Source organism: Nitrosomonadales bacterium (assembly GCA_016716325.1).
Taxonomy (GTDB): Bacteria; Pseudomonadota; Gammaproteobacteria; order Burkholderiales; family Gallionellaceae; genus Gallionella.
The window spans coordinates 1,308,535-1,332,486 of the sequence record JADJWO010000001.1; the positions used below are offsets into that span (position 1 = coordinate 1,308,535).

A 23,952-nucleotide genomic window follows, 5' to 3' on the forward strand; every position below is an offset into this window, starting at 1 on the left:
CATCAACGCCGTGATATTTTAAATCCTGGGCTCAGTCTGCCTACGTAACCGCCTACGCGTACTGCGATAGTCCGCGCTTGAATTCGGTGACGACGCGATCGCGTAGCGCCTTGGGCTCAACGACCTGACAGTCCCCGCCGTACTTGAGGATGTCCATAATCAATTCCCGATCGTCGGCGTAGGGAACCTTGAGCTCAAATGAGCCATCCTTGCTGATTTTGGCGCGTTGGTTCGGGTGCCAGCGCTCTGAGGATACCCAGCGGGAACGCTCCGGCGAAAAGCGCAAGGTGGCCCAAGAGATGTTTTCCCCGGAAAAAATCCCGTATCCCGACCCCAAGACCTCGTCTAGGCGTTTGTCTGCGACATCCTTGGCACGCTTGTCGAGAATTTCAGCATGCTTGATGGCGTCCACTGAGAATGCACGCAGCCCATCGCGCAGGTGGCACCACCCGTCCAGATACCAGTTGTCTCGGTAATGCACTAGGCGCTGCGGGGAAACCTCCCGTTCAGTCTCCTCATCTGTGCCCCGGGCGTGGTAGCGGATCACCAGCCGCTTGCGCCGTAGTAGCGCGGAACCTACGGCCTGGAAATGGTCGAGATGGAACTGCCGGGCGCCGACGGTCTCAATACGAATTCGCCGCTGAACTTCTTCCGCTGGGTTGTCAGCTGTCCCAAGCAGTCCAGTTAGCCGGGCCAACAGTGGTTTGATTTGCGGGCCGAGCAAGCCGCCTGTGTCAAGATTGGACAGCAGGTGTTGCATGGTCAGCAAGGCGTGGATTTCCTCCGCCGAGAACCAGAGCCCGGGCAACTCATATTGCTGACCAATGCGTTTGCCTTCCGTCTCGAATCGGTAGCCACCGAGATCGCGATCGAAGATGATTGGCGCGTTGAGCCGATCCTTGAGGTAGGCCAAATCCCGCTTCAATGTCGCCCAAGAAACGCCCAGACGCTCTTGCAATTCCATGCGCGGGACGAACTTCCGTCCGGCCAGAATCTGATCTATCTGATAGATGCGCTCCATCCCACTCATGCCGATCTCCGAGGGTATCGCGAAGAAAGACGGGCTTAGTCCATGAGCCCGAGAGGGTGCATCATGACACGGAAATGCGGGCAACAGAAGAATGCCGAGGGGATGCGCTTGGTTGCTTCGATTCGTTTGCGGTGACAGGAGTCTGCCCATGGTGCCTGTTCAATTCGACGAGGAGGCACCATTGTTTATCGTCATGGGCGCACCAGGTGAGCCTGTACGGCATTACGATTATGGCGTCTAATTGCCAAATACATACCAAGAAACGCAGTCAGGGAGCCATGCCGATATGTTCGAAGAGCTGACAAAGAGCGACTTGCGCTCGCAGATTGAGCAACACCTCCTGATGGTGGAAGAGGTTCTGGGTGGTATGGACTCCTTCATCCAGCAACTTGAGAAGCGAGTTTCGCGAATCGAGGAGGGGTTGGGGCTGGAACCCGAGGGAATTTCCGCCTCCGGCTGGGTTGCTGATTTGCAACGGGTCAAGGCGGAAGTGGCCTCCATTCGTAGTTTGGTCAAATAGCCATGAACCTCGTCCCAAACTCCAAATTGAGTTTGCTCAGTCGGCAATATGGCCAGGTTGGTGATCGGCCCGGGGGCGAGCAGTTCTACGATGCGTTTCAGCGCTATCTGAAGGCCAATCGTGAATCGTTGTTTGACCTGACCTTGACCGCTGCATCCGCAGAAGCGTTTCTCGGCCACGACATATCCGACTTGGATCCCCGACTGGTGGAGGCCATCCGTGTCACAAATCCCTCACTCACTGATGAGCATTTCCTCGGTCTGAGTGACGATGAACTGCGTGGCGCGATCAATACGGCGAAAGGTAAATACTTCGAATATTTAGTGGCCGATCGCTTAAATGCGGGTGAGCAGGTTGGTCCAGTGCTTTTACCGGATGGTTACCACGCCGTGTTGGCGGACACGTTGAATCAGCCTGGATGGGATATGCGGATCGTTGGGCCCGACGGCGCCACCGCCGACTATCTTCAGCTAAAGGCGACTGACAGCGCTGGATACATCAAGGAAGCGTTGCACCGGTATCCCGACATTGAGATTTTGGCGACGCACGAAGTGGCTTACTCCGGGCTTGTGCTCGATAGCGGCATCACCGAGGATGACCTGCGCGATCATGTATCGTCGGCGATTGATGTCATGGACGACTCCGTGACCGACCGTTTTCTCGACTATTTCAGTCCGCTCTTCCCGCTGGTCGCAATCGCCGGCTGGGAAGGTTACAAAGTGTCGGTGGGTCAGCAGTCACTTGATCAGTTCAAACTGGCGATCGCTCGCCGGGGACAGCGCATCGTAGCGGCCAAACTCGCCGGGGCGGCCGTCTATGCGGTCGGCGGTGGTTTGTTCGCGATACCTGCTGCGTTCGCGGGCGGACTGCTGTTCGACCACTACTGGAACCATGAGGCCATCCTCAGCTCCTATCGCGCCGATACGGACCGATTGCTATCGATGCGGCTGGCGCAGCAAAGCCGACTCCTTCCTGGGGAAGTGTTATGAGTTTTCTTGACCGACTGGCCAATGGCCTGGGCACGCTGCTCGGAGTTCTCGTCGACACCACCGTACAGGTTATTGCCGGTATCAAGCGTGGCTACGAAGCCTACAAGCGACAGGGCGGGGCCACTGGCGAGAGCGTGGTCAATGAACTCACCCGCAAGAAAGACCGGTTGCGTTCAGTTAACGACGAGATCATGCATCTGCGGAACCAGCGCATGTCCAGTGGTGGTCTCAACGACCGTGCGCGACGGCGGTGGGACGATCTACGAGCCGAGCGCGAACAACTTCTTTCCGAGCTCGACCAAGGCAAGGAGGTCCGCGCCGCTGAAAAGATTATCGAATCCGAGAGCGTGATCGACAAGGTTGAGATCGATCTCGAAACCACGCACGTTCTTCAGTACAACGCCTTCGCCGACACGCTTGGCAAAATCTGTCGCATCTGCAACCGACCAATGAAACTTCAGTGGAAGCGTGATCTTGCCGTTGCTGGGCCAAAGGATTTCTATTGGGGTTGTACAGGTTGGTACATCCAGCAGGGTGATAAGAAGGCCTGCACCCATACCGAGAAGCTTCAGCGCAATGACTATGGACTGATGACGGATACCACCGCACCGGAGTTTTCAGTGACGGCTGAGGAGTTCGGCATCATCCTGACCGACAAGGGGACTGAAGAAGTCATCGATACGCGCCTGCGCGATCTGAAGTCGGATCTTGCAAAAGGCCATCGCGGAGTTGAATTGGCGACGTGCCCGGTCCATGGCGAGAACATGGTGCTTCGACGCAAACAGAACGCGACTGGGCTACTGGATGCCTACTTCTTGGCTTGTCCTTACTGGCAGCCCCATAACGCTGGTTGCACCTTCATCGAGAAACTGAAGTCGGGATCCCAGTTGGCTGCACTCCTGAAGTCTGAAACTGGCCGAGGGGTTCTGTGATGAATGAGTGCTTTGATGATTAGATTTGATTTTCGTGACAAGCAAGGGAGGTGCATTGATATTCGACTCGATGAGGATGCTAGTCATGCAGAGGCCTGGCACAACGGGAAACTAATCGGGCACATGGACTGGAACGAGTACCCCACAATACTCGGCCATGGCGGTGAGGACGAATACGGGGCGTTACTAACCAACATTTATCTCGACAAAGTGCCTGGTTACACGAGGTGCGGCATTGGGAAGAGAATCGTTGAAGCAATCCGAGAATGCACCGGAATGGAAGTATTGATGCGCCGTGATAACGGGACTACACGTGAAGACGGCTCGCATCCAACGCAGGATGCCGGGCGTTTTTTTGCTCATCTAGCCAGGCAAAACCTAGCTAGTTGGATTGATTGAAGCCCGATTTCCGGGTCAGACTTCCTGTTCTTCATCGAGCGCGCCATCGAAATCAGCACCGTCGTATGAATCAATTCCTTCAGGTTCGGGAATTCCCATCGCTTGTCGGAGTGCAGACGCCGCTGTTGGCAATACGCGAATTTTCTGGCGATCGCGATCGGAACTGAAAAGTACGGCAGATCGATTGCCGACGACCGTTCGCAGGCGCCGATTGACCGCGCCAACAAAACTTCGCTTGAGATCGTTCATGTCCTTGTACGGGCGGTCCTCGCCAACTAAATCGTCAACGGCGACTCGCTCTCCCACGGCGAACAAGCGCAGCGTCTGCTGGCTTTTCTCAGCGAGATTGGAGAGTAGCTCCGTGGCCTGCGCTGGATTTATCGGGAATACGCGCTTGCCCGTGCTGGCGCTTCCGACCTGTGAGCCACTGGCCGGCATGGAGTCGTAGTCATCTAGGCCAAGCATGGCATCGCCGTCTCCATCGCCCCCCATCAGAACCGCCAAGAGTTCCTTTTGGGTCGCCGGCGATAGCCGACGAAAGTCTTCCGACGTGATCACAAGTTCCATAGCTCCTCCCGCATCATGTTCAGATTATACGACATGATGCATGCGATATGTTGACATGATGGAAGTTTGCAGTAACATCATGCAATCATATATTCGCATCAAATGCGTAACGGAGGGCATCATGTCATCTTTAAACCGCGTCATGCTTATTGGAAACCTGGGTGCTGACCCAGAATCGCGCGCTTTCCCTGACGGCACGGCGGTGTGCAACATCCGGCTGGCCACTACTGATAAATGGCGAGATAGAGACACTGGCGACATGAAAGAAGCGACCGAGTGGCATCGTGTCGTCCTATATCGGCGCCTGGCTGAAATCGCAGGCCAGTACCTGCAAAAGGGATCGCACATCTACGTTGAGGGTCGGCTGCGTACTCGCAAGTGGACCGACAAGAATGGGGCCGAGCGATATACGACTGAAATCGAGGCCGATGAAATGAAGATGCTCGGCAAGAAATCGGATCAGGGGACCGTGCCCAGCGATTTGCCACGAGAGATGCCATCACTCACGCCGTCGCGATATGTCGTCGACGACACGATTCCGTTCTAGTGGAGGTCACGATGGCAACTATCACCGGACAAGACTGGGTTGAGCAGAACGGATTTCAGCTGCAAATGTGGGACGTTCCAAAGCTGGGCCGAATCGTTCTATTCAAGCCAGCTTCGGGCGCAGGCTACTGGGATGGCTACATTGCAGCCAAAAGGTATGTCGCCCAATTCGACCCTGAAATCTTCCTGGGTGCCAGAAAATTAGCCGACACCGCCAACTGGGTTGAGTCGCACAAGATTGCCGACGAAGCTATCGCGAGCTACCAACGGAAGCTTGAATCGGCAGACTGCGGCTCGTGTTGGGATTGCTGCCCTCCCTCTAAGCTCTCGGATGAGGATGACGAAGTTAGCGCCGAATTGCTGGAGGAATATTGGGCTGCAGTGGATGAGTGTGAAAGCAATCGAGAATGCGGTTCGACCGATGGCGATGAAGACACCTTGGAGGAAAGGGTCGGAACAGCCATGCAGATTCCTGACAGTCCAATTGATGAGGAACCGCAGGACGATGAACCGTTCGGTATCGAGAGCCAGCTAATTTCAATAGACATCACGGGTGACCAGGCGCGCATCGACGAAGAAGTGCGCACAATGAATCAAGGATTCCGGGCAGCCTATGGCGCAGAAGTTGAGGGCAGATCCACCAATCCAAAAAAACACGGTGGCAACCGGCTGGCGAGAATCCAAATCCAGCGAGTTCGGGGCGAAATCAATCTCTCGATCTGTTTGTAACTTTTGGGGCAGGAGTTCGAGAGTGGATTGCGGGAACCAAACTCAAGCTATTTGAGCGGGGTGATTGAGAGCGCTTGGGAGGAGTTGGATATGCTTCCTCTGTAGTCCGAACTGGCTGCAAGCCCTTCCCAAAACGCACTTTTTGCCTTAGAATCTCGGTTTTCGTGGCGGACTTGTTCCACCACCAGATATCAGCAGGAAAATGCCCGACCCGTTCGGGCATTTGTCTTTTACGGCGGCAACAGGCAATGACACAACAATCCGACAACGCATCCCCAGACATCGCATCGGGCACCTCCGCTGTCGATCGGGGCATTGCGCGCGAAGTCAAGCGCCGCCGCACCTTCGCGATCATCTCGCACCCCGACGCGGGCAAGACCACGCTGACCGAAAAACTGCTGTTGTTCGGCGGCGCGATCCAGATGGCCGGCACGGTCAAGGCGCGCAAGAGCGGCCGCCACGCGACCTCGGACTGGCTGGAGATCGAAAAACAACGCGGCATCTCGGTCGCCAGTTCGGTGATGCAATTCACCTACGACGACTGCGTGATCAACCTGCTCGACACGCCGGGCCACCAGGACTTCTCCGAGGACACCTACCGCGTGCTGACCGCGGTGGACGCCGCCGTGATGGTCGTGGACGCCGCCAAGGGCGTGGAAGCGCAGACCATCAAGCTGCTCGAAGTGTGCCGCCTGCGCAACACGCCCATCATCACCTTCATCAACAAGATGGACCGCGAGGTGCGCGAGCCGCTGGAAGTGCTGGACGAGATCGAATCGGTGCTGAAGATCCACTGCGCGCCGGTGACCTGGCCGATCGGCATGGGCAAGCGCTTCCAGGGCGTGTACCACCTGCTGAACGATGAGGTGATGCGCTTCACGCCCGGCGAGGAAAAGGCCGGCGGCGACGTCGAAGTGCTCAAGGGCGCGCAGATAGCCAAGCTCGCGGAGCTATGCCCCAGCGAGATGCAGACCATGCGCGACGAGACCGAACTGGTGATGGGCGCGGGCGCGTCGTTCGACCTGCACGAATTCCTCGGCGGCAAGCAGACCCCGGTGTTCTTCGGTTCCGGCATCAACAACTTCGGCGTGCGCGAAGTGCTGCGCGCGCTGGTGGACTGGGCGCCCTCCCCGCTGCCGCGCGAGACCGACAAGCGCATGGTGCAGCCCGACGAAACGCCGTTCACCGGCTTCGTGTTCAAGATCCAGGCCAACATGGACCCGAACCACCGCGACCGCATCGCGTTCATGCGCGTGTGCTCCGGCCGCTACAGCCCCGGCATGAAGGTCAAACATCGCCGCACCGCCAAGGACATGAAGATCGCCAACGCGGTCACCTTCATGGCCAACGAACGCTCGCGCATGGAAGAAGCCTACGCGGGCGACATCATCGGCGTGCACAACCACGGCCAGTTGCAGATCGGCGACGTGCTCACCGAAGGCGAGGCGCTCACCTTCAAGGGCATCCCCTACTTCGCGCCGGAACTGTTCAGCCGCGCGCGCCTGCGCGACCCGATGAAGGCCAAGCAACTGGAAAAGGGATTGCGCCAGCTCGGCGAAGAAGGCGCGGTGCAGGTGTTCTCGCCGCTGGTGGACAACGCCCCGCTGATCGGCGCGGTCGGCCAGTTGCAGTTCGAGGTCGTCGAACACCGCCTCAAGGCCGAATACGGGGTGGACGCGGTATTCGAGCGCGCCGGCATCCACACCGCGCGCTGGGTCACCTGCGCCGACGCCAACCACCTCAACGAATTCGTCAAGGCCAACCAGGGCCGTCTGGCGAAGGACGTGGACGGCAACTACGCCTACCTCGCCGACACCGGCGTCAACCTGCGCCTCGCGCAGGAACGCTGGCCCAAGGTGCAATTCCACGCGACGCGCGAGCACGGCCAGCAACTGTCCTGATCCCTGCCCGGGGACATCCCGCCATACACGCGATTCAAGTCGCGTCCGCTTTGCGGTAAGCTACGGCACTTTTTTGGAACAGCACACAATCAGGAAAGTACGAATGGCTTGGTACAACCGCTCCACGCAAACAAACGTGCCTTCCCCGGAGGCGCAGTAAATGAATGAACATGGAGTAATTGTGTTGAGCGACGCCGACGGCGAATAGCCAGGGCTAAGTGAAATTCATTTTTACGGTCATCTTTCAAATTGCTGCCACTCGATATGGCTGAGAAAATTTTAAGGGGCAATCCATGCATTCTTCGCTGGTTCGAGGGTTAAGCGTGATCTCCAAGTTTGCACTTTGGATCTGGAAGGTATGCAAGCTGTTGCTGGTAGCGCTATTCGGTCATTGGCAGTGGCAAAGCCCGTCCTGGGGCAAGTTCTGCTACCGGGGTGTGCTTGCGGCGCTACAGTGGATAAAACTGAATCCCCGCCGCTTTGCAAAATTCAGCGTCATAGCGATTTCCGTGCTGGCGGCTGGCTGGGGAGCCTGGTATGGCTACAGCCTGATCCCAAAACCAGAACTCATCACCCTGCAAGTCATCGATCCACCACGCACGCAGTTGGAGAATGACGATGCCAAGACCGAACCGCTGGTCATCCAGTTCTCGGCCTCGGCGGCACCGCTGGATATGGTAGGCAAGGAAGCAAGCGGGCTGCATATCAGCCCGGAACTGGAAGGACGCTGGAGTTGGCGCGACGACCAGACACTGATATTCGAACCGGCAAAAGACTGGCCCGTCGGACAGACATTAAAGGTCAGTTTCAAGCGCAATCTGCTGACACAATCGGTACGAGTGGAACGATACGCGTTTGAGTTTGCAACGGCCCCCTTCGAGATGACAATCAAGTCTTCCGAGTTCTACCAGGATCCAACCATTTCCGAACTGAAGAAAGCCATCGTCTCCATCGGCTTCTCACATCCCGTTGCACCGGAGTCATTCGAGAAACGCATCACCCTGCGCATGCGGGGACAGAGCAGCGGCGTACTGGGTATGGGTGGCGAAACAACGCCGTTCACCGTGACCTACGACAAGAAAAAACTGGCCGCATTCATCCATTCAGCGCCACTGCCGATTCCCCCGAAGGACACCACGCTCACAGTAAAAGTCGATGCGGGTACGACCGCGCAAGACGGAGAAGGCGCTGGCGCCGACGCGCTTGAACAGGAAGTTCCTGTGCCCGGGTTATTCAGTCTCGGCATTTATTCCGCCGACATGCAACTGGTAAACAATGAGCGCTATGAGCCGGAACAGGTACTGACACTGACAACGTCTGCGGCAGTGCACGAGAACGACATGAAAAACCGGATCCAGGCGTGGGTATTGCCGGTCTTTAATCCGGAAACGCCGGTGGAACAGCGCAAACGGCCCTACTACTGGGGCAATCTTGCGCAAATCGGCGATGCGCTACTGGGCCAGTCCGACCGGCTTGCGCTTACCGCAATCCCCGCCGAGCGTGAATACACCGACGTACACAATTTCAAATTCGAGGCCGACGTAGAGAGATTCATTTATATTCGCGTCAACAAAGGCCTCAAGTCCTTTGGCGGTTATGAAATGGATGGCACGTTCGACCGAATCATCCGCGTCCAGCCTTTTCCGAAAGAAGTGCGCATACTGCATTCCGGCTCGCTGTTGCCGCTGTCGGGCGAGCACAGGGTTCCGGTGCTGGCGCGTGACGTGGAAGCGTTGCAGTATGAAATCGGCCGCCTGTTGCCGGGCCAGATTCAGCATCTGGTCAGCCAAACCTATGGTAATTTCGGCACCCCCGGTTTCAGCAACTACAACTTTAACTTCGACAACCTGACCGAGCGTTACCAAGAGATATCCGACCTTCCCGGACTGTCGCCAGGCAAGGCGCAATATACGTCGCTCGACCTCAGCCAATACCTGAGCGAAGGCAAACGCGGTCTGTTCATGGTCAAGGTGCAGGCTTACGACCAGGAAAACAACCGGCCCGCAGGCAATCCGGATTCGCGCCTGATCGTGCTCACCGACCTCGGACTGCTGGTCAAGAAAGGAATGGATGGTAGCCAGGAAGTCTTTGTCCAATCCATCCATAGCGGAGAGCCAGTGAGCGGCGTCAGCGTGCAGGTGATCGGCAAGAACGGGCTGCCGGTACTGTCACAGGAGACGGACAACAACGGTCATGCAAGTTTCCCCTCGCTTAAGGACTTCACCCGCGAACGTTCACCGGTACTGTATCTGGCCAGGAAAGGCAGCGACCTCTCTTTCATGCCGTACGACCGCAACGACCGCATGCTCGACATGTCGCGCTTCGATGTCGGCGGCGTATCCAATGGCATCCAGTCCGACAGGTTGCAGGCCTACCTGTTTTCGGATCGGGGCATCTACCGCCCCGGCCAAGCGTTCAAACTGGGCATGATCGTGCGCGCTTCAGACTGGTCCACCAATCTTGCCGGCATCCCGCTCGAAATGGTCATCACTGATGCGCGCGGGCTGACCGTGAAGCGGGAGCGTGTCAAATTGCCGGCATCTGGATTCCTGGAAAATGCCTATGCCACGCTCGACACTTCACCGACAGGCACATGGAACGCCAGTTTGTATATCGTCAAGGATGACCATGCTGCCGGACTGATCGGCTCAACCGAGATCAAGGTGCAGGAGTTCCAGCCCGACCGGATGAAAATGGAAGCACGCTTCTCCGACGAAGCAGCGGAAGGCTGGATATCGCCTGAGAACCTGAAGGCGCGCATCAACTTGCAGAACCTGTTCGGCACACCCGCAACCCAGCGCAAGGTGCGCGCGGCCATCACACTGTATCCGTCCTTCCCATCGTTTCCGTCATACCGCGATTACAGTTTCTACGATCCTCTGCGCGCGAAACAAAGCTTCGAGGACCGGCTCACCGACAGCATCACCGATGACAATGGCGAGGCCGAGTTCGATTTGCGACTGCAACGGTTTGCGCGCGCGACTTATCGCGTATTGTTCGTGGCCCAGGGTTTCGAGGCCGCAGGGGGCCGCAGCGTTTCTGCCGAGCGTGCGGTGCTGGTTTCCAGCATGCCTTACCTCGTCGGCTTCAAGGCCGACGGCAATCTGCGCTACATCAACAAGGACGCCAGACGTTCCGTCGGCCTGATCGCAATCAATCCCGGCGAGAAACAGACCGCGATTTCGGGCCTGAAGCTGATCCGCATCGAACGCAAGTATGTGTCGGTGCTGACCAAGCAGGATTCGGGCGTCTTCAAATACGAATCCAAGCGCAAGGATGTCGTGCTCGAAGAAAAATCCTTTGCGATTGCAGCGGGCGGCACCCGACTGGACCTGCCGACAAAAGACCCCGGCGATTACATGATGGTGATCCGTGATGCGCAGGGACTGGAGCTGAACCGGATCGAATATTCGGTGGCAGGGCATGCCAACCTGACACGTTCACTGGAAAAGAACGCCGAACTGCAGATCAAGCTCGCCAAAACCGACGTGGCGCCGGGGCAGGATATCGAACTGGAAATACGCGCGCCGTATACCGGTAACGGCCTCATCACCATCGAACGCGACAAGGTCTATGCATGGCAATGGTTCAAAGTCACCACGACCAACAGCGTGCAGAAGATCCGCGTGCCTGCCGCCATGGAAGGAAACGGATATGTAGCCGTCACTTTCGTGCGCGATTTCAATTCGCCGGAAATTTTCATGAGCCCGATGTCGCACGGTGTGGCACCGTTCTCAATCAGCCTGGAGCGGCGCAAGAACAAGATTAGCGTGAACACGCCGGAACTGGTCAAACCGGGCGAGCCGCTGCGCATGAAAGTCCGCGCGGCGAAATCCGCAAAACTGGTGCTCTTCGCCGTTGATGAAGGCATCCTGCAGGTCGCCGCATACAAGACGCCCGACCCGCTGGGATATTTCTTCCAGAAGCGCGCACTGGAAACCAGGACATCGCAGATTCTCGACCTGATCCTGCCCGAGTTCAAACGCCTGATGGAATCCGCCGCACCCGGCGGCGATGCCGACAGCGCACTGGGCAAGCACCTCAACCCGTTCAAGCGCAAGCGCGACAAGCCGGTAGCCTATTGGTCCGGCATTGTCGATGTCGGCCCCGTGGAACGCGAACTGACATATACGGTGCCTGATTACTTCAACGGCACACTGCGCATCATGGCGGTAGCCGTTTCGCCGGAATCCATCGGCGTAACCGAAAGTAACGTACTGGTACGCGGCGATTTTGTGCTCACGCCCAACGTACCCACACAAGTGGCGCCGGGCGACGAATTCGAGGTCAGCCTGGGCGTGTCCAACAACCTGCCCGCCTCCGGCAAAGGTGCGCCGGTGCATATCGAACTCAAGACCTCGCCGCATCTGGCGGTGCTTGGCGGCAACGGAACGCAGGACATGAAGATCGATGCGATGCACGAGAAGGTGGCGACCTTCCGGGTGCGCGCAATGGACAAACTGGGCTCCGGCAACCTGCATTTCACCGCAACCCACGACGGCCATAGCGCGAAATCCAGCGTCGATACCAGCGTACGGCCGCCGGTGCCGTATCGGGTCGAGCTGACTTTCGGCAACCTGAAAGACGGAACACTGGAACAACCGGTGACCCGCAAGATGTATGACGAATTCGCCACGCGCAGCGCGGGCATTTCGCACCTGCCGCTGATCATGGGGCGCGGACTGGTCGCCTACCTCGACAAGAACCCCTACGGTTGCACCGAGCAACTGGTCAGTCAGGTGCTACCCGCCGTGATCCTGCAGTCTCGCCCGGAATTCGGCGTCACGCGCAACGTCTCCGAAGCCAGCCTCGACCGCATCATAGGCATCCTGCGCAGCCGCCAAAACTCGGAAGGCGGGTTCGGACTTTGGGCGGCGAATCACCATGTCGTGCCGTGGACGTCCGTCTACGCGATGCACTTCCTGCTGGAAGCGAGGGATCGCGGCCATGCCGTTCCGGCGGACATGCTGATTTCGGCGAACAGCTGGCTGCAACAGTTGGCTTCGAGCGAGGGCAGCACGCTTGCAGACGAACGGGTACGCGCTTATGCAATTTACCTGCTGGCGCGGCAGGGTATCGTGGTCGGTCAGCACGCTGCCGCCGTGCAACGCAGGCTGGAAGAACATCACGCCAAAGTGTGGCCGCAGGATATTACGGCAGCCTATCTTGCGGCGGCCTACCAGCTCATGCATCAGAGCAGAATGGCCAGTGGCCTGATCCACGGGATCAGGCTCACGCACGATGCCGGAAAATGGGAGGACTACTACGACGGCCTCAGCCGCAACTCGCAACTGGTTTCCCTGCTGGCGCGGCATTTCCCGGATGAACTGAAGCGGCTCGACGCCGACGCACTGGAATCCATTGCCAAGCCGATCCGGGAGAACCGCTACAACACGCTGTCTTCCGCATACACGCTGCTGGCGCTGGATGCCTATGCCACGGCCATCGGCAACGATGCGGCAGGCAAGTTCAGCATCGCCGAAGTGCTGGCCAATGGCAGCAAGCAGCAATTGAAACTGCCGGCGGGACTCATGCCCAAGACTGAATATTCGACTGCCGCCACCGCGCTGCGCTTCGGGTCGGACAGCGACTACATCGCCTATACGCTGCTCAATCAGTCCGGCTTCGACCGCGCGTTGCCCGCGCAGGAAATCAAACAGGGCATTGAAGTGTTCCGCGAATACACGGATGCCAACGGCAAGCCGGCAAGCAAGATCAAGCTCGGCGATGAAGTGGAAGTGCGCCTGCGCATCCGCGCCATCGGCAATGGCACCCTGCAGAACGTGGCCATTGTCGACCTGCTGCCCGGCGGCTTCGAGATCGTTCCGGAATCACGCGCCGAACCGCAGACCGTCCAGTCGTACGACGAAGAAGGAGACGGTGATTACACCTCCTCGTACAGCGACTGGGTATCGCCAGTCGGAAGCGACAAATCGAACTGGCGGCCCAGCTATGCCGATGTGCGGGAGGATCGCCTGGTGTTGTACGGCACCGTGGAGAACGCGGCCCATCTGTTCGTGTACAAGATCAAGGCGACCAACATCGGGCAGTACCTCGTGCCGCCTACCTATGCCGAAGGAATGTACGACCGTGGGATCCATGCGCGCGCGCTGGGCGGGAAGATCACGGTAGAAGCGAAGTGAGGCTTACTGCGCGATGCTGACCGTCACCTCGCGCGTATCCGAACGTCCGACATCGTCCACCGCGCGCAGCACATAGTAGCCGGGGCCCCGGGGTTGCCATGTCAGGGGGCGGTTACGCGCTGCCTTGCCCAGGTATTGTTCCCCGGCGAACCAGTAGATTTCGCTGACGCTTGCGTCCATTGTGGCCTGCAGCAAGATGGTTTGCTCGTCGTCTTTGGACAGGCGCATCGTGTAGGTCACCCCGCGCATCGGTGAAGTGATCTGTGGCGGCGTACCGCCGCCGTTGTCCGCACAGCGTGGATCGTGTGCGGGCGGTAGGCGGCGCGGCAGTCCTGCCTGGCGGAAAATATCCAGCATGTCGGAAGTCCAGAATTCGAACACCTCGCTTCGGGTACGTCCCGGTTTGTTGGGCGGGCAGGCGACCAGACCGCTGGCGTTGTCGATCACCAGTTTGCGGTGCAGCGTGCTGACGCGGATCGGCGACTTGCCCGGGATGAACCAGGTCTGCGAGCGTTGCGGGCAATCCGCGTTGGGCAGGTCGCCGGAGGCGGTGCAGACTTCGACCCGGCTGAGATTGGGCGGCTGTTGCAGCAGCATCGAATACAGGCCGGGCTGTGCGGCATTGATGGAATCGACCAATTCGAAGAACAGCGGCGCCGCCATGTGGATGCCGATCAGCGCCGGGTTGGGCGTGTTGTCGAAATTGCCGAGCCAGACCGCAAGCACGTAGGGACCGAAGATGCCGACCGTCCATGCATCGCGGAAACCGTTGGAGGTGCCGGTCTTCCAGTGCACCGGAAGCCCGGCAGGAATGCCGCTGGAAACTGCCATATCGGGGCGCGGGTTCTGGCGCAGCATATCGAGCACCATGAACGAAGCTTCCTCGGACAGCAGGCTTGTTCCCCCGACCGGCCTGTCCTGTTCGAGCATGCGCAGCGGACGCAACTTCCCTTTGTTGGCGAGCATGGCATACAGCTGCACCAGTTCTTCCATGCTGATCTCTCCGCCGCCAAGCACCAGCGCCAGCCCGTAATGCCTTTCCGATGCCATGCGGCTGATGCCCGCCGCCTGCAGGAATTCGTACAGGCTGGGTTTATCCAGCCGCGATGCCAGTGCGATTGCGGGCAAATTGCGACTGTGGTTAAGCGCATCCGTCGCGGTCAGCGGACCGATGAAACGGCCATCGAAATTTTCCGGCGTATAGCCACCGAAGGATTGCGCGCTGTCCTTGAGCACCGTCATCGGATGGATCAGCCCCTGGTCCATGGCCAATGCGTAGATGAACGGTTTGAGGGTGGAGCCCGGGGAACGCCTGGCGGTCAGCGCACTCACCTGCCCGCTGATGGCGTCGTCAAAAAAATCCGCCGAGCCGACGGCCGCCTTCACGCCCATGTCTCGCATATCCACCAGCATTGCCGACGCGTTATTCACGCCGAGGCGCTTCTGCCGTTCGACATAGGCATGTAGGCGGCGCTCCAGCAGGCGTTGCAGGCGTGGGTCGATCGTGGTCATCAGCTCATGCTCGGCATGCCGCGCGGCGAGCCGCTCCCTGACGAAATGCGGCACTAGGAACGGCAGGCTGCGCGTGCTGCGCACCTGGATCGGCAGATGCAGCAGGTCGGCCAAACGTTCCGCTTCCGGATGACGCGCGCACCACAGCGCAAACAGGCGGTCGCGGGCAGCCAACAATCCGGGCTGGTCGGGCGCGCGATGCAGCGGGTTCTGCGGAATCACCGCCAAAGTTAGCGCTTCCGGCAGGGTGAGCTTGTCTGCGGGCTTGGCGAAATAAATCAGGCTGGCAGCGGCAACGCCTTCCACGTTGCCGCCGTACGGCGCCAGGCTGAGGTAGGCCTCGAGTATTTCGTCCTTGGTGTAAAGCAATTCCAGTTGCACGGCGCGCAGGATTTGCAGCAGCTTGCCCGGCACGGTATGCGTATCCAGATGGTAGATGCGGCGCGCCAGTTGCATCGTCAAGGTCGAGCCGCCCATGCGGCGCTGTCCGGTAGCGGTGGCAAATGCGGCGCGTGACAGCGACCAAGGATTGAAGCCGGGATGCCAGCGGAATCCGCGATCCTCGTAAAGCAAGACCGCCTCAACCAGTTCCGGGCTCACTTTGGTAAGCGGCAACAGCAGACGGTACTGCTCGTCGCTGGCAAGCGTAAGGCGCAACAGGTTCCGGTCCGCATCGTACACCGCGACGGAGGAAGGAGTGCTGGCCAGCAGCGGCTGTTTGGGCAGTATTCGCGGCAACAGCACCATGGCGGCGAAGAACAGCGCCAGTCCCAGCGCAACTGCAATCAGTACGCGACGGGTGAAGCGTCTGGTCAACGTGAAGGCGATCAAATCTGGAATGTCCCGGTTGAAAATGATGCGCCGCGCCATATCGGTGGCGGCGCCGTAGCGTACTATGCGTCCGTGGAGAAGTCGAATGGAGGCGGTTCGTCGATATCCCGCCATACACGCGATTCAAGTCGCGCCCGCTTTGCGGTAAGCTACGCACCTCCGAACAACAACCCGGAAACCACCGGTCAAGTCCGACAGCATGGTTCGATACATATTTCGTTCACTTTGAGCCCCATCTACCGTTCGTCCCGAGTGCCGCGCAGCGGTGTATCGAGGGAAGCGCGTAGTAGAAAAAGAGCGAACGGAGAACACTCACCACGAACGGACTTGACCAGTGGTTTCCTGACCCAAATAGAGAACCCGCAAAATGGCACAAGGTCAATATGTAATGTCCATGCTCCGCGTGAGCAAGATCGTTCCCCCCAAGCGTCAGATCATCAAGGATATCTCCCTCAGCTTCTTCCCCGGCGCCAAGATCGGCCTGCTGGGTCTGAACGGCTCGGGCAAATCCACCGTGCTGCGCATCATGGCGTTGCAGGACAAGGAATACGACGGCGAGGTGCAGCACCTGCCCAACATGAAGATCGGCTACCTGCCGCAGGAGCCCGTGCTCGACCCCACCAAGACCGTGCGCCAGGAAGTGGAGTCCGCGCTGGGCGAAGTGATGAAAGCGCAATCCAAGCTCGATGCGGTGTACGCCGCCTATGCCGAGCCGGATGCCGACTTCGACGCGCTTGCCGCCGAGCAGGCCCGTCTGGAAAACATCATCGCCGCCAGCGGCAGCGATGCCTCGCACCAGATGGAGATCGCCGCCGATGCGCTGCGTCTGCCGGAATGGGATGCCGTGATCAAGAACCTTTCCGGCGGCGAGAAGCGCCGCGTGGCGCTGTGCAAGCTGCTGCTGGAAAAGCCCGACATGCTGCTGCTGGACGAACCCACCAACCACCTGGATGCCGAATCGGTGGAATGGCTGGAGCAATTCCTCGTGCGCTTCCCCGGCACGGTGGTCGCTGTCACCCACGATCGATACTTCCTCGACAACGCCGCCGAATGGATCTTGGAGCTCGACCGTGGACACGGCATCCCTTGGAAGGGCAACTACTCAAGCTGGCTGGAGCAAAAGGGCGAACGTCTGGCGCAGGAGCAGAAGCAACTCGACGCGCATTCAAAAGCGATGAAGCAGGAACTGGAATGGGTACGCCAGAACCCCAAAGCGCGCCAGGCCAAATCCAAAGCGCGTATCGCCCGCTTTGAAGAACTCAATTCGCAGGAACACCAGGCCCGCAATGAAACGCAGGAGATCTTCATCCCTGTCGGCGAACGTCTGGGTAACGAAGTCATCGAGTTCGACGGCGTGAGCAAAGCCTATGGCGACCGCCTGCTGATCGACAACCTCAGCTTCAAGATCCCGCCCGGCGCCATCGTCGGCATCATCGGCCCCAACGGTGCGGGTAAATCCACCCTGTTCCGCATGATCACCGGCAAAGAACAACCGGACAGCGGCGAAGTGAAGATCGGCCAGACCGTCAAGATCGCCTTCGTCGACCAATCACGCGAAGGGCTGGAGAACGACAAGACCGTGTTCGACGCCATCTCCGGCGGCAACGAGATTTTGACTGTGGGCAAATACGAAACCCCGGCGCGCGCCTACATCGGCCGCTTCAACTTCAAGGGTTCGGATCAGGGCAAGATCGTCGGCCAGCTCTCCGGCGGCGAACGCGGCCGCCTGCACCTGGCGCAGACCCTCATCTCCGGCGGCAACGTGCTGCTGCTCGACGAACCCTCCAACGACCTCGACGTGGAAACCCTGCGCGCGCTCGAAGATGCACTGCTCGAATTCGCCGGCTGCGTCGCGGTCATCTCCCACGACCGCTGGTTCCTAGACCGCATCGCCACCCACATCCTCGCCTGCGAAGGCGATTCGAAGTGGACGTTCTTTGATGGCAACTATCAGGAATATGAGGCTGATAAACGTAAACGTCTTGGCGAGGAAGGAGCAAAGCCTAAGCGGATTCGGTATAAGCCGATTAGCCGTTAAATGCCAATCGAGGATATTGCGGTACTGATTTCCCTCATTGCAATATTTAGCTCGACAGGGACATGTTACGAGGTTTAAGTAAGTGAAAATTCTATTTTGGAATACACAGAATAAGCCTCTCGTCAGTGAACTAACTGAATTGATACTTGAAGAAGACTGCGATGTTGCTGCATTCTGCGAGACGACTGATGCTACTGTGCTTGCTACGGTTAGTGCTCTTGGGGCGCAACATAACAAAGCGTATTTATTTCAAGCGACTCCAGGCTGTGAGAGGATTAGAGTTGTACTAAAAGATGGGTTCGAAGTCGTCTCTCTTCTTAATCAACACAAATATTTCTCACTAATGAAGCTGTGTAGTGCGGGAAAGGAGTTGATTGTTGGCTTCGTACATTTTCCATCCAAATATTCTCATTCGTTGGATGAGGTGAGGCGGGCTTCTGAGTTGCTACATATGCAATTACAGGAGGAGGAGAGAACACATGGCGTTATAGATAGCCTAATTATTGGTGATTTCAATGTAGATCCATTTGAAATGCCAATGATCTCCTTTTCTGGATTGAGCGCCACTAATTCAAGGGATTGCTTTAGTAAGGATGTTGTAACTAGAGCAGATGAGTCAAAACGACTGTTTTATAACCCGATGTGGTCTCTCTACTCTTTACATGCAGAAAGACCGGGCAGTCACAAATACAGAAGGCTTGGTGAAGATGTAATAAGTTGGCATTTTCTCGATCAAGTTATTATCAGGCCCTCGTTGATAGATAAATTCGATTTCAACGCATTAAAATTAATTTCAAATACCACAAACTATTCATTTGCAAACCGGAATGGAAAGCCATCACTGTCAGACCATTTGCCAATAGCATGTGAAATAGGACTATAGGGAGCGAACATGAACATTTGGACTGAAAAATTCAAAGAGCCAGAGGTGGAATTTCCTCATAAGTTGCTTGCAAATCTAATTTCTTCCTTTGAGGATGTTGCTGAGAATCTGGCTAGCTTAAGACTCGTGCGGTTAGATGGCGTAAGCAAAATGACAAGCCATATATCGTGCGAGTTTCAATTTAAACTGGTCTTAGTTAGCGATGAACTCAGTGGGTATTCTTTCGAAGTATTTAGATTTGGTTATGGAGTTACACTATATCCGGTAGAGATAATATTTGAAGATGATATTGGTGAAGAGTTGGGTGTGGCTAAGGCGAATTTTTCTGATGAAAGATCCCTGGAGTTGGAGAATCAAGAAGTCTATATGAAGACGATTACGGCAGCACTGACATCAAATAGATTTAAAGAAACGGTAGGTGGTTTGATAAAAATCGCCAGAGAAAATCAAGCTCAAAGAGCAGCACTAAGGCAAAAACCAAAGATGTAAAGAAATCGATAGGGTCAAAAAACAGAATGATATGGGGACGGAGCCCAATTGATTTAAAAGAATGAGGCTCACTCCGTCCCCATGCTGTTGTGAGGCGGACAAGAAGAAGCGGCTGGGTGATAACCAGCCTGCGTGTGTTGTTGGGGCTTTAGCCCCTTACAACCACGGCGTGCCCCTTGCGGGTGAACTTAGCGAGCGTTGTATGCTCGCTAAGCCTAAGCGGATTCGGTATAAGCCGATTAGTCGATAAATTTAGAGTAATCGAGGAAATAAAGGCGCGGTTTATCCACGATTAGTTCAAAACGGAGAAATGATGGGAACACCAATAACGTTAAGCAGCGCTAACAGACTGTACGATATTGCAAACACATTGTTAATCCTTAGTTTAGTCGTTGGTGTGTTATCGACTTGCGTCATAGTTTGGATGGGGAAAATTAAGGAGGATTATTCTAATAAAGAAATTGCTGCTACCAATGAACGCGCAGCAACAGCTGAAGCACGTGCAGCAGAATCTATGTTGGAATTAGAAAAACTCAGGAAAGAAACTGAGCCTAGAAAAGTAACTCAAGAAATACAGAATTTATTACAAGAAAAAATTTCAGGGTATAAAAACCATATAGTCTCTTTTTATGTAAACCCATCCACAAATGAAAATGAATGGTTAATGAGACATCTAGCTTCACCATTTTCTTTGAGTGGATGGAAAGTACAAATGAGAAGCGGGGATGATGCTAACTCACATTTTGTTCCAGACGGCATTCTTGTTATGTCTACACCTCATGAAAAAAGCATTAAAGCAGCAAAAGTTGTAACGAAGGCGTTAAATGATGTGGGGTTTTATGCTACGACTGCACCACTCCTAGATATTCAAAACAACCGAAATAATAATCAAGATGACCCTCAAGGTGACAGAATATTAATTTTGATTGGAGATAAGCCGATACATAAGCCACACGTTATTAAAGAAGAATTAAGAAGAATTAAAGGGGTCAGCATCGCAATAGTTTTCTAAGAGCTAATGGTGAACAATAAGGGACAGACCACGGGCGTATCCGAAATTCTGTGTGTGAGGTCGGTTTGGAATCAAAGGGGTCAGCTTCGAATTATTTTTCGCTGATTGTGGCAGACGAAAGCAAAATCGAAGCTGACCCTTTTGAATTTTTCGTCCCCATGAATTCGCTGCAAATGATGCAACCCGCAATGTATGGAGGATCGCAGCATGAGCCCGCTATCGAATATCAAAGACATTGCGTAATGATATAGGGACGGCCCCATTCTTTTCACAAAATAGAGCAGCTACGCACCTCAGTTCAGTTGTTTGCAGTGAATCACAATCCATCCATCACAAGGGGAAGCCATCATGGGAAGCAAGGACAAACGGAAAGAATCCAAGGGCAAGAAACCGCAACCCAAGCCGGTACCGGCGGGGAAGTGATCCGGCGTTGATGTAATCAAGCACGCCGGGGTTTGTTTTGCCGGACGGCCGCCGGGAGGTGATGCCGTCCGGATCTACATTCGGAGCGATCGACTTGCCCGAGACTTATACACAATGCCCGAAATGCAGCCACCCTTTCCCGCAGCCGTTGCCGGACAGCGAGGCCTGTCCCGCATGCGGCATCTATCTGTTCAAGTGGGCGCAAGCTGCGGGGCGCGGGGCGCAACCGACGGATGAGGCGCCCGGGCAGGATGATCTGCCGGAACGCGAGCCCGGCTGGGCCGCACGCCTGTTAGAGCCGCTGGATGCGATGAACGAGGCGTCGTTCTACGGCCGTTGCGCCGCGCTGCTGTTGCTGGCGGCATGGAGCCCGTTCCTGTTCGGCTATGACTATCGCTACGGCGAGATCAACGGTTCGTTCATGCACAACATCATCCTGCCGATACACGAGGCGGGCCATGTGCTGTTCCGCCCGTTCGGCGAGTTCATGACGATGTTCGGCGGCAGCCTGTTCCAGATATTGTTGCCGCTGGCGATCGGCGTCGCGTTCATCGTGAAGAACCGCGACAATTTCGGCGCGTCCGTCCTGCTGTGGTGGGCGGGGGCGAGTCTGGTCGACCTGTCACCTTACATCTACGATGCGTGGGAGCCGCAACTGGTGCTGATCGGCGGTTCGACCGGCGCGGAGAACGGGCCGCACGACTGGATCTACCTGCTGGGCATGACGGGCCACCTGGGGTCCGCGCAGACGCTGGGCGCTTTCGTGCATGCCATCGGCGGGCTGGTCATGCTGCCGGCGCTGGTGTGGGGCGGCTACGTGCTGTTCCGCCAGCACGCGCGACTGGCCGGCCGGACATAGCCGCTCCCTTCATCGCAACCCGGACGTTCCGACATGATGCCATTCGATCCGACCTTCCCCGACGAGCTGAGACACGCGGCGCTGCACTGGCTGGTCGTGCGCGATGCGTCGCAGAAAGCTGCGGGGGTGCGGAGACTGTCCGCAGACTGGCAAGCGGGGCGCATCGTGCTCGATACCGGCGCGGTGCCGGGTGCGACGCTGCCCATCCCCGGCCATCCCGACAGGCCCGGACTGGTCTCCCCTCTTTCCGTGCCGCGCCGTGCGATGAACACGCCGGAAGGCCGCGCGGCGATGGTCCATGCGATGGTGCATATCGAGTTCAACGCGATCAACCTGGCGCTGGATGCGCTGTGGCGCTTTGCGGACATGCCGCGCGAGTATTACGCCGACTGGCTGCGGGTGGCGGACGAGGAGGCGCTGCATTTCACGCTGCTGTCCGACCATCTGGACACGCTGGGTTTTGCCTACGGCGACTTCCCCGCGCACAACGGCCTGTGGGAGATGGCGCAGAAGACGCGGCACGATGTGCTGGCGCGCATGGCGCTGTTGCCGCGCACGATGGAGGCGCGCGGGCTGGACGTGACGCCGGCGATGCGCGCGAAGCTGGTGCAGGCGGGCGACGCGGCGGTGGGGCCGATCATGGACATCATCCTGCGCGACGAGATCGGCCATGTCGCGATCGGCAACCGCTGGTTCAACTGGCTGTGCGGTCAGCGCGGGCTGGAGCCGGTCGCCACCTATGCACGGCTGGCGGCCGAGCACGACGCGCCGCAACCGCGCGGGCCGTTCAACCTGGAAGCGCGCCGCGCGGCGGGATTCAGCGAACGGGAGCTACAGGCGCTGGAAGCGGGTTCAGACAGACGGGTCAGGGAGTAGCGGGCGGCAGGAGGTCGAATTGTTCTTCTTCCAGCCGGACCACGGTCGGGGTGACGCGGATGCTCTCCCCTTTGCGCAGGCCGTAATGTTCCTGCAGCAGATGCGCGATCATGTTCGCATGTTCCTCGTCGGGAACCAGCGCGATGGTCATGCTATCGGTGTCGGTATGCAGACTGACACGATAGAAATGGGCCGGTAATCTGACATATGTACGGTGCATGCTGTGTCCTTTTCGGTTCTTGTTGTATTGACGGGCTGGCGGGTTGGCGGGTTGGCGCAACAGAATAATGGTGTGGCTCCAGCGATGCGATATTGTATCGCCGCATGACTTATCATGGCACCCGCACATGAATGACATTTTGTTTTTCCGGTTTTTCCATGCCGCTTTCCGATCCGTTCAAAGATGACTTCTGCGGAACCGCCTTCCGCCGCGCCGCACCCGCCGATGCGGCGGACATCGTCGCGCTGGTCAATTCGGCCTATCGCGGCGATTCGAGCCGCGCCGGATGGACGACCGAAGCGGATCTCCTCGGCGGGCAGCGCACCGATACGGATGAGATCGCGCGACTGATCGCGCAGGACGGTTCGGCGATGTTGCTGTACATGCGCGGGGACGGGATCGTCGGCTCGGTGCATGTGGCGCGCGAGGATGCGGCAACGGCGTATATGGGCATGCTGGTGGTCCGGCCGGTGTTGCAGGGCAAGGGGCTGGGCGGTCTGCTGATGGCGGAGGCGGAACGGTTCGTGCGCGATGAATGGGGCGCCGCGCGGGTGCGGATGCAGGTGATCATGCTGCGCCACGAGCTGATCGCCTGGTACGGGCGGCGCGGTTACCGGCGCATCGGCGAGCGCAAGCCGTTCCCCTACGGCGACCCGCGCTTCGGCCTGCCGAAGGTGGAGGGACTGGTGTTCGAGGTGCTGGAAAAAGGATTGGGCGAGCCGGCAGGTTCAATTTCGAAATAGTGACGGGATGACAACATGGAAATGAAGAAGATCAATTCGGGAAAATTACGCGCCATCGGCTACGACAAGCGCGCCCACCTGCTGCAGGTGCAGCTCGACGACGACAGCATGCTGCAATACAGCGGCGTCGGCGAGGAAGCCTGGCGCCGCCTGAGTACTTCCGGCTCGGCATGGAGCTACTACCGCGACAACATCGAGGAGGAGTTCACTGCGAAGCGCGTCTCCGGCAAAGCGACCGCAAGCGCGAACCCGCTCGACGTCCTGTTCAAGTGATCCCGTACACCCCCTGACCGGACTCTGGCAATACCCG

20 protein-coding genes are annotated in these 23,952 nt (G+C 57.5%); 16 read left to right on the forward strand and 4 right to left on the reverse strand.

Going from position 1 to position 23,952, the window contains the following annotated elements:
• Positions 1–52: 52 nt before the first annotated feature.
• A complete protein-coding gene (locus tag IPM27_06225) occupies positions 53–1,030 on the reverse strand; it encodes a YafY family transcriptional regulator (GenBank protein ID MBK9161144.1) in 978 nt (325 codons plus the stop codon).
• A gap of 286 nt (positions 1,031–1,316) precedes the next feature.
• Here IPM27_06225 and IPM27_06230 point away from each other — a divergent pair, with 286 nt between their 5' ends.
• The 4 genes from IPM27_06230 to IPM27_06245 are packed head-to-tail and all read left to right on the forward strand — an operon-like array spanning position 1,317 to position 3,870.
• Complete coding sequence (locus IPM27_06230; GenBank protein MBK9161145.1) at positions 1,317–1,550, forward strand: hypothetical protein; 234 nt, start codon at positions 1,317–1,319, stop codon at positions 1,548–1,550.
• Between the two features lie 2 nt (positions 1,551–1,552).
• Positions 1,553–2,539 carry a hypothetical protein gene (locus IPM27_06235; protein ID MBK9161146.1) on the forward strand — a complete coding sequence of 329 codons (987 nt, stop codon included), beginning with the start codon at positions 1,553–1,555 and terminating at the stop codon, positions 2,537–2,539.
• Complete coding sequence (locus IPM27_06240; GenBank protein MBK9161147.1) at positions 2,536–3,471, forward strand: hypothetical protein; 936 nt, start codon at positions 2,536–2,538, stop codon at positions 3,469–3,471. Before IPM27_06235 ends, IPM27_06240 begins: the two co-directional genes overlap by 4 nt.
• A 3-nt stretch (positions 3,472–3,474) precedes the next feature.
• Positions 3,475–3,870, forward strand: a complete 396-nt coding sequence (locus IPM27_06245; GenBank protein MBK9161148.1) for a hypothetical protein — start codon at positions 3,475–3,477, stop codon at positions 3,868–3,870.
• A gap of 15 nt (positions 3,871–3,885) precedes the next feature.
• Here the strand turns inward: IPM27_06245 and IPM27_06250 are convergent, their stop codons facing one another.
• The gene (locus IPM27_06250; GenBank protein MBK9161149.1) at positions 3,886–4,437 is read right to left on the reverse strand and encodes a hypothetical protein; all 552 of its coding nucleotides are present in this window, start codon (positions 4,435–4,437) and stop codon (positions 3,886–3,888) included.
• 121 nt (positions 4,438–4,558) lie between these two features.
• On the opposite strand from IPM27_06250, the gene ssb reads away from it, so the two are divergent.
• The 4 genes from ssb to IPM27_06270 all read left to right on the forward strand — a co-directional run bounded on the left by ssb (position 4,559) and on the right by IPM27_06270 (position 13,756).
• Positions 4,559–4,984 carry a single-stranded DNA-binding protein gene (ssb, locus tag IPM27_06255; GenBank protein MBK9161150.1) on the forward strand — a complete coding sequence of 142 codons (426 nt, stop codon included), beginning with the start codon at positions 4,559–4,561 and terminating at the stop codon, positions 4,982–4,984.
• A gap of 11 nt (positions 4,985–4,995) precedes the next feature.
• Positions 4,996–5,712, forward strand: coding sequence for a hypothetical protein (locus tag IPM27_06260; GenBank protein ID MBK9161151.1), 717 nt, complete (start codon positions 4,996–4,998; stop codon positions 5,710–5,712).
• Between the two features lie 314 nt (positions 5,713–6,026).
• Positions 6,027–7,613, forward strand: a complete 1,587-nt coding sequence (locus IPM27_06265) for a peptide chain release factor 3 (GenBank protein MBK9161152.1) — start codon at positions 6,027–6,029, stop codon at positions 7,611–7,613.
• Between the two features lie 293 nt (positions 7,614–7,906).
• Positions 7,907–13,756, forward strand: a complete 5,850-nt coding sequence (locus IPM27_06270; protein MBK9161153.1) for an alpha-2-macroglobulin — start codon at positions 7,907–7,909, stop codon at positions 13,754–13,756.
• Between the two features lie 3 nt (positions 13,757–13,759).
• Here the strand turns inward: IPM27_06270 and pbpC are convergent, their stop codons facing one another.
• A complete protein-coding gene (pbpC, locus tag IPM27_06275) occupies positions 13,760–16,138 on the reverse strand; it encodes a penicillin-binding protein 1C (protein MBK9161154.1) in 2,379 nt (792 codons plus the stop codon).
• Between the two features lie 349 nt (positions 16,139–16,487).
• On the opposite strand from pbpC, the gene ettA reads away from it, so the two are divergent.
• The 6 genes from ettA (at position 16,488) to IPM27_06305 (ending at position 22,679) form a co-directional block, all read left to right on the forward strand.
• Positions 16,488–18,137 carry an energy-dependent translational throttle protein EttA gene (ettA, locus tag IPM27_06280; protein ID MBK9161155.1) on the forward strand — a complete coding sequence of 550 codons (1,650 nt, stop codon included), beginning with the start codon at positions 16,488–16,490 and terminating at the stop codon, positions 18,135–18,137.
• Positions 18,138–18,219: 82 nt separating this feature from the next.
• Positions 18,220–19,020, forward strand: a complete 801-nt coding sequence (locus IPM27_06285) for an endonuclease/exonuclease/phosphatase family protein (GenBank protein MBK9161156.1) — start codon at positions 18,220–18,222, stop codon at positions 19,018–19,020.
• A 9-nt stretch (positions 19,021–19,029) separates the two neighbouring features.
• A complete protein-coding gene (locus IPM27_06290; GenBank protein ID MBK9161157.1) occupies positions 19,030–19,509 on the forward strand; it encodes a hypothetical protein in 480 nt (159 codons plus the stop codon).
• A 310-nt stretch (positions 19,510–19,819) separates the two neighbouring features.
• Complete coding sequence (locus IPM27_06295) at positions 19,820–20,521, forward strand: hypothetical protein (protein MBK9161158.1); 702 nt, start codon at positions 19,820–19,822, stop codon at positions 20,519–20,521.
• Between the two features lie 517 nt (positions 20,522–21,038).
• A complete protein-coding gene (locus tag IPM27_06300; GenBank protein MBK9161159.1) occupies positions 21,039–21,803 on the forward strand; it encodes a zinc ribbon domain-containing protein in 765 nt (254 codons plus the stop codon).
• Positions 21,804–21,839: 36 nt separating this feature from the next.
• On the forward strand, positions 21,840–22,679 hold the full coding sequence (locus IPM27_06305) for a ferritin-like domain-containing protein (protein MBK9161160.1): 840 nt from the start codon (positions 21,840–21,842) through the stop codon (positions 22,677–22,679).
• Here IPM27_06305 and IPM27_06310 read toward each other — a convergent pair.
• A complete protein-coding gene (locus IPM27_06310) occupies positions 22,669–22,899 on the reverse strand; it encodes a hypothetical protein (GenBank protein ID MBK9161161.1) in 231 nt (76 codons plus the stop codon). The two genes, IPM27_06305 and IPM27_06310, sit on opposite strands and share 11 nt — an antisense overlap.
• 158 nt (positions 22,900–23,057) lie before the next feature.
• On the opposite strand from IPM27_06310, the gene IPM27_06315 reads away from it, so the two are divergent.
• The gene (locus IPM27_06315) at positions 23,058–23,642 is read left to right on the forward strand and encodes a GNAT family N-acetyltransferase (GenBank protein MBK9161162.1); all 585 of its coding nucleotides are present in this window, start codon (positions 23,058–23,060) and stop codon (positions 23,640–23,642) included.
• 15 nt (positions 23,643–23,657) lie between these two features.
• Complete coding sequence (locus tag IPM27_06320; GenBank protein ID MBK9161163.1) at positions 23,658–23,915, forward strand: KTSC domain-containing protein; 258 nt, start codon at positions 23,658–23,660, stop codon at positions 23,913–23,915.
• Positions 23,916–23,952 lie beyond the last annotated feature (37 nt).

What these genes read in the sequence shown, in the direction of transcription:
- IPM27_06225 (MBK9161144.1), bottom strand. Translation starts at nt 1,030, where the DNA reads ATGAGTGGGATGGAGCGCATCTATCAGATAGATCAGATTCTGGCCGGA.
- IPM27_06230 (MBK9161145.1), top strand. Translation starts at nt 1,317, where the DNA reads ATGTTCGAAGAGCTGACAAAGAGCGACTTGCGCTCGCAGATTGAGCAA.
- IPM27_06235 (MBK9161146.1), top strand. Translation starts at nt 1,553, where the DNA reads ATGAACCTCGTCCCAAACTCCAAATTGAGTTTGCTCAGTCGGCAATAT.
- IPM27_06240 (MBK9161147.1), top strand. Translation starts at nt 2,536, where the DNA reads ATGAGTTTTCTTGACCGACTGGCCAATGGCCTGGGCACGCTGCTCGGA.
- IPM27_06245 (MBK9161148.1), top strand. Translation starts at nt 3,475, where the DNA reads ATGAGTGCTTTGATGATTAGATTTGATTTTCGTGACAAGCAAGGGAGG.
- IPM27_06250 (MBK9161149.1), bottom strand. Translation starts at nt 4,437, where the DNA reads ATGGAACTTGTGATCACGTCGGAAGACTTTCGTCGGCTATCGCCGGCG.
- ssb (MBK9161150.1), top strand. Translation starts at nt 4,559, where the DNA reads ATGTCATCTTTAAACCGCGTCATGCTTATTGGAAACCTGGGTGCTGAC.
- IPM27_06260 (MBK9161151.1), top strand. Translation starts at nt 4,996, where the DNA reads ATGGCAACTATCACCGGACAAGACTGGGTTGAGCAGAACGGATTTCAG.
- IPM27_06270 (MBK9161153.1), top strand. Translation starts at nt 7,907, where the DNA reads ATGCATTCTTCGCTGGTTCGAGGGTTAAGCGTGATCTCCAAGTTTGCA.
- pbpC (MBK9161154.1), bottom strand. Translation starts at nt 16,138, where the DNA reads ATGGCGCGGCGCATCATTTTCAACCGGGACATTCCAGATTTGATCGCC.
- ettA (MBK9161155.1), top strand. Translation starts at nt 16,488, where the DNA reads ATGTCCATGCTCCGCGTGAGCAAGATCGTTCCCCCCAAGCGTCAGATC.
- IPM27_06290 (MBK9161157.1), top strand. Translation starts at nt 19,030, where the DNA reads ATGAACATTTGGACTGAAAAATTCAAAGAGCCAGAGGTGGAATTTCCT.
- IPM27_06295 (MBK9161158.1), top strand. Translation starts at nt 19,820, where the DNA reads ATGATGGGAACACCAATAACGTTAAGCAGCGCTAACAGACTGTACGAT.
- IPM27_06305 (MBK9161160.1), top strand. Translation starts at nt 21,840, where the DNA reads ATGCCATTCGATCCGACCTTCCCCGACGAGCTGAGACACGCGGCGCTG.
- IPM27_06310 (MBK9161161.1), bottom strand. Translation starts at nt 22,899, where the DNA reads ATGCACCGTACATATGTCAGATTACCGGCCCATTTCTATCGTGTCAGT.
- IPM27_06315 (MBK9161162.1), top strand. Translation starts at nt 23,058, where the DNA reads ATGCCGCTTTCCGATCCGTTCAAAGATGACTTCTGCGGAACCGCCTTC.
- IPM27_06320 (MBK9161163.1), top strand. Translation starts at nt 23,658, where the DNA reads ATGGAAATGAAGAAGATCAATTCGGGAAAATTACGCGCCATCGGCTAC.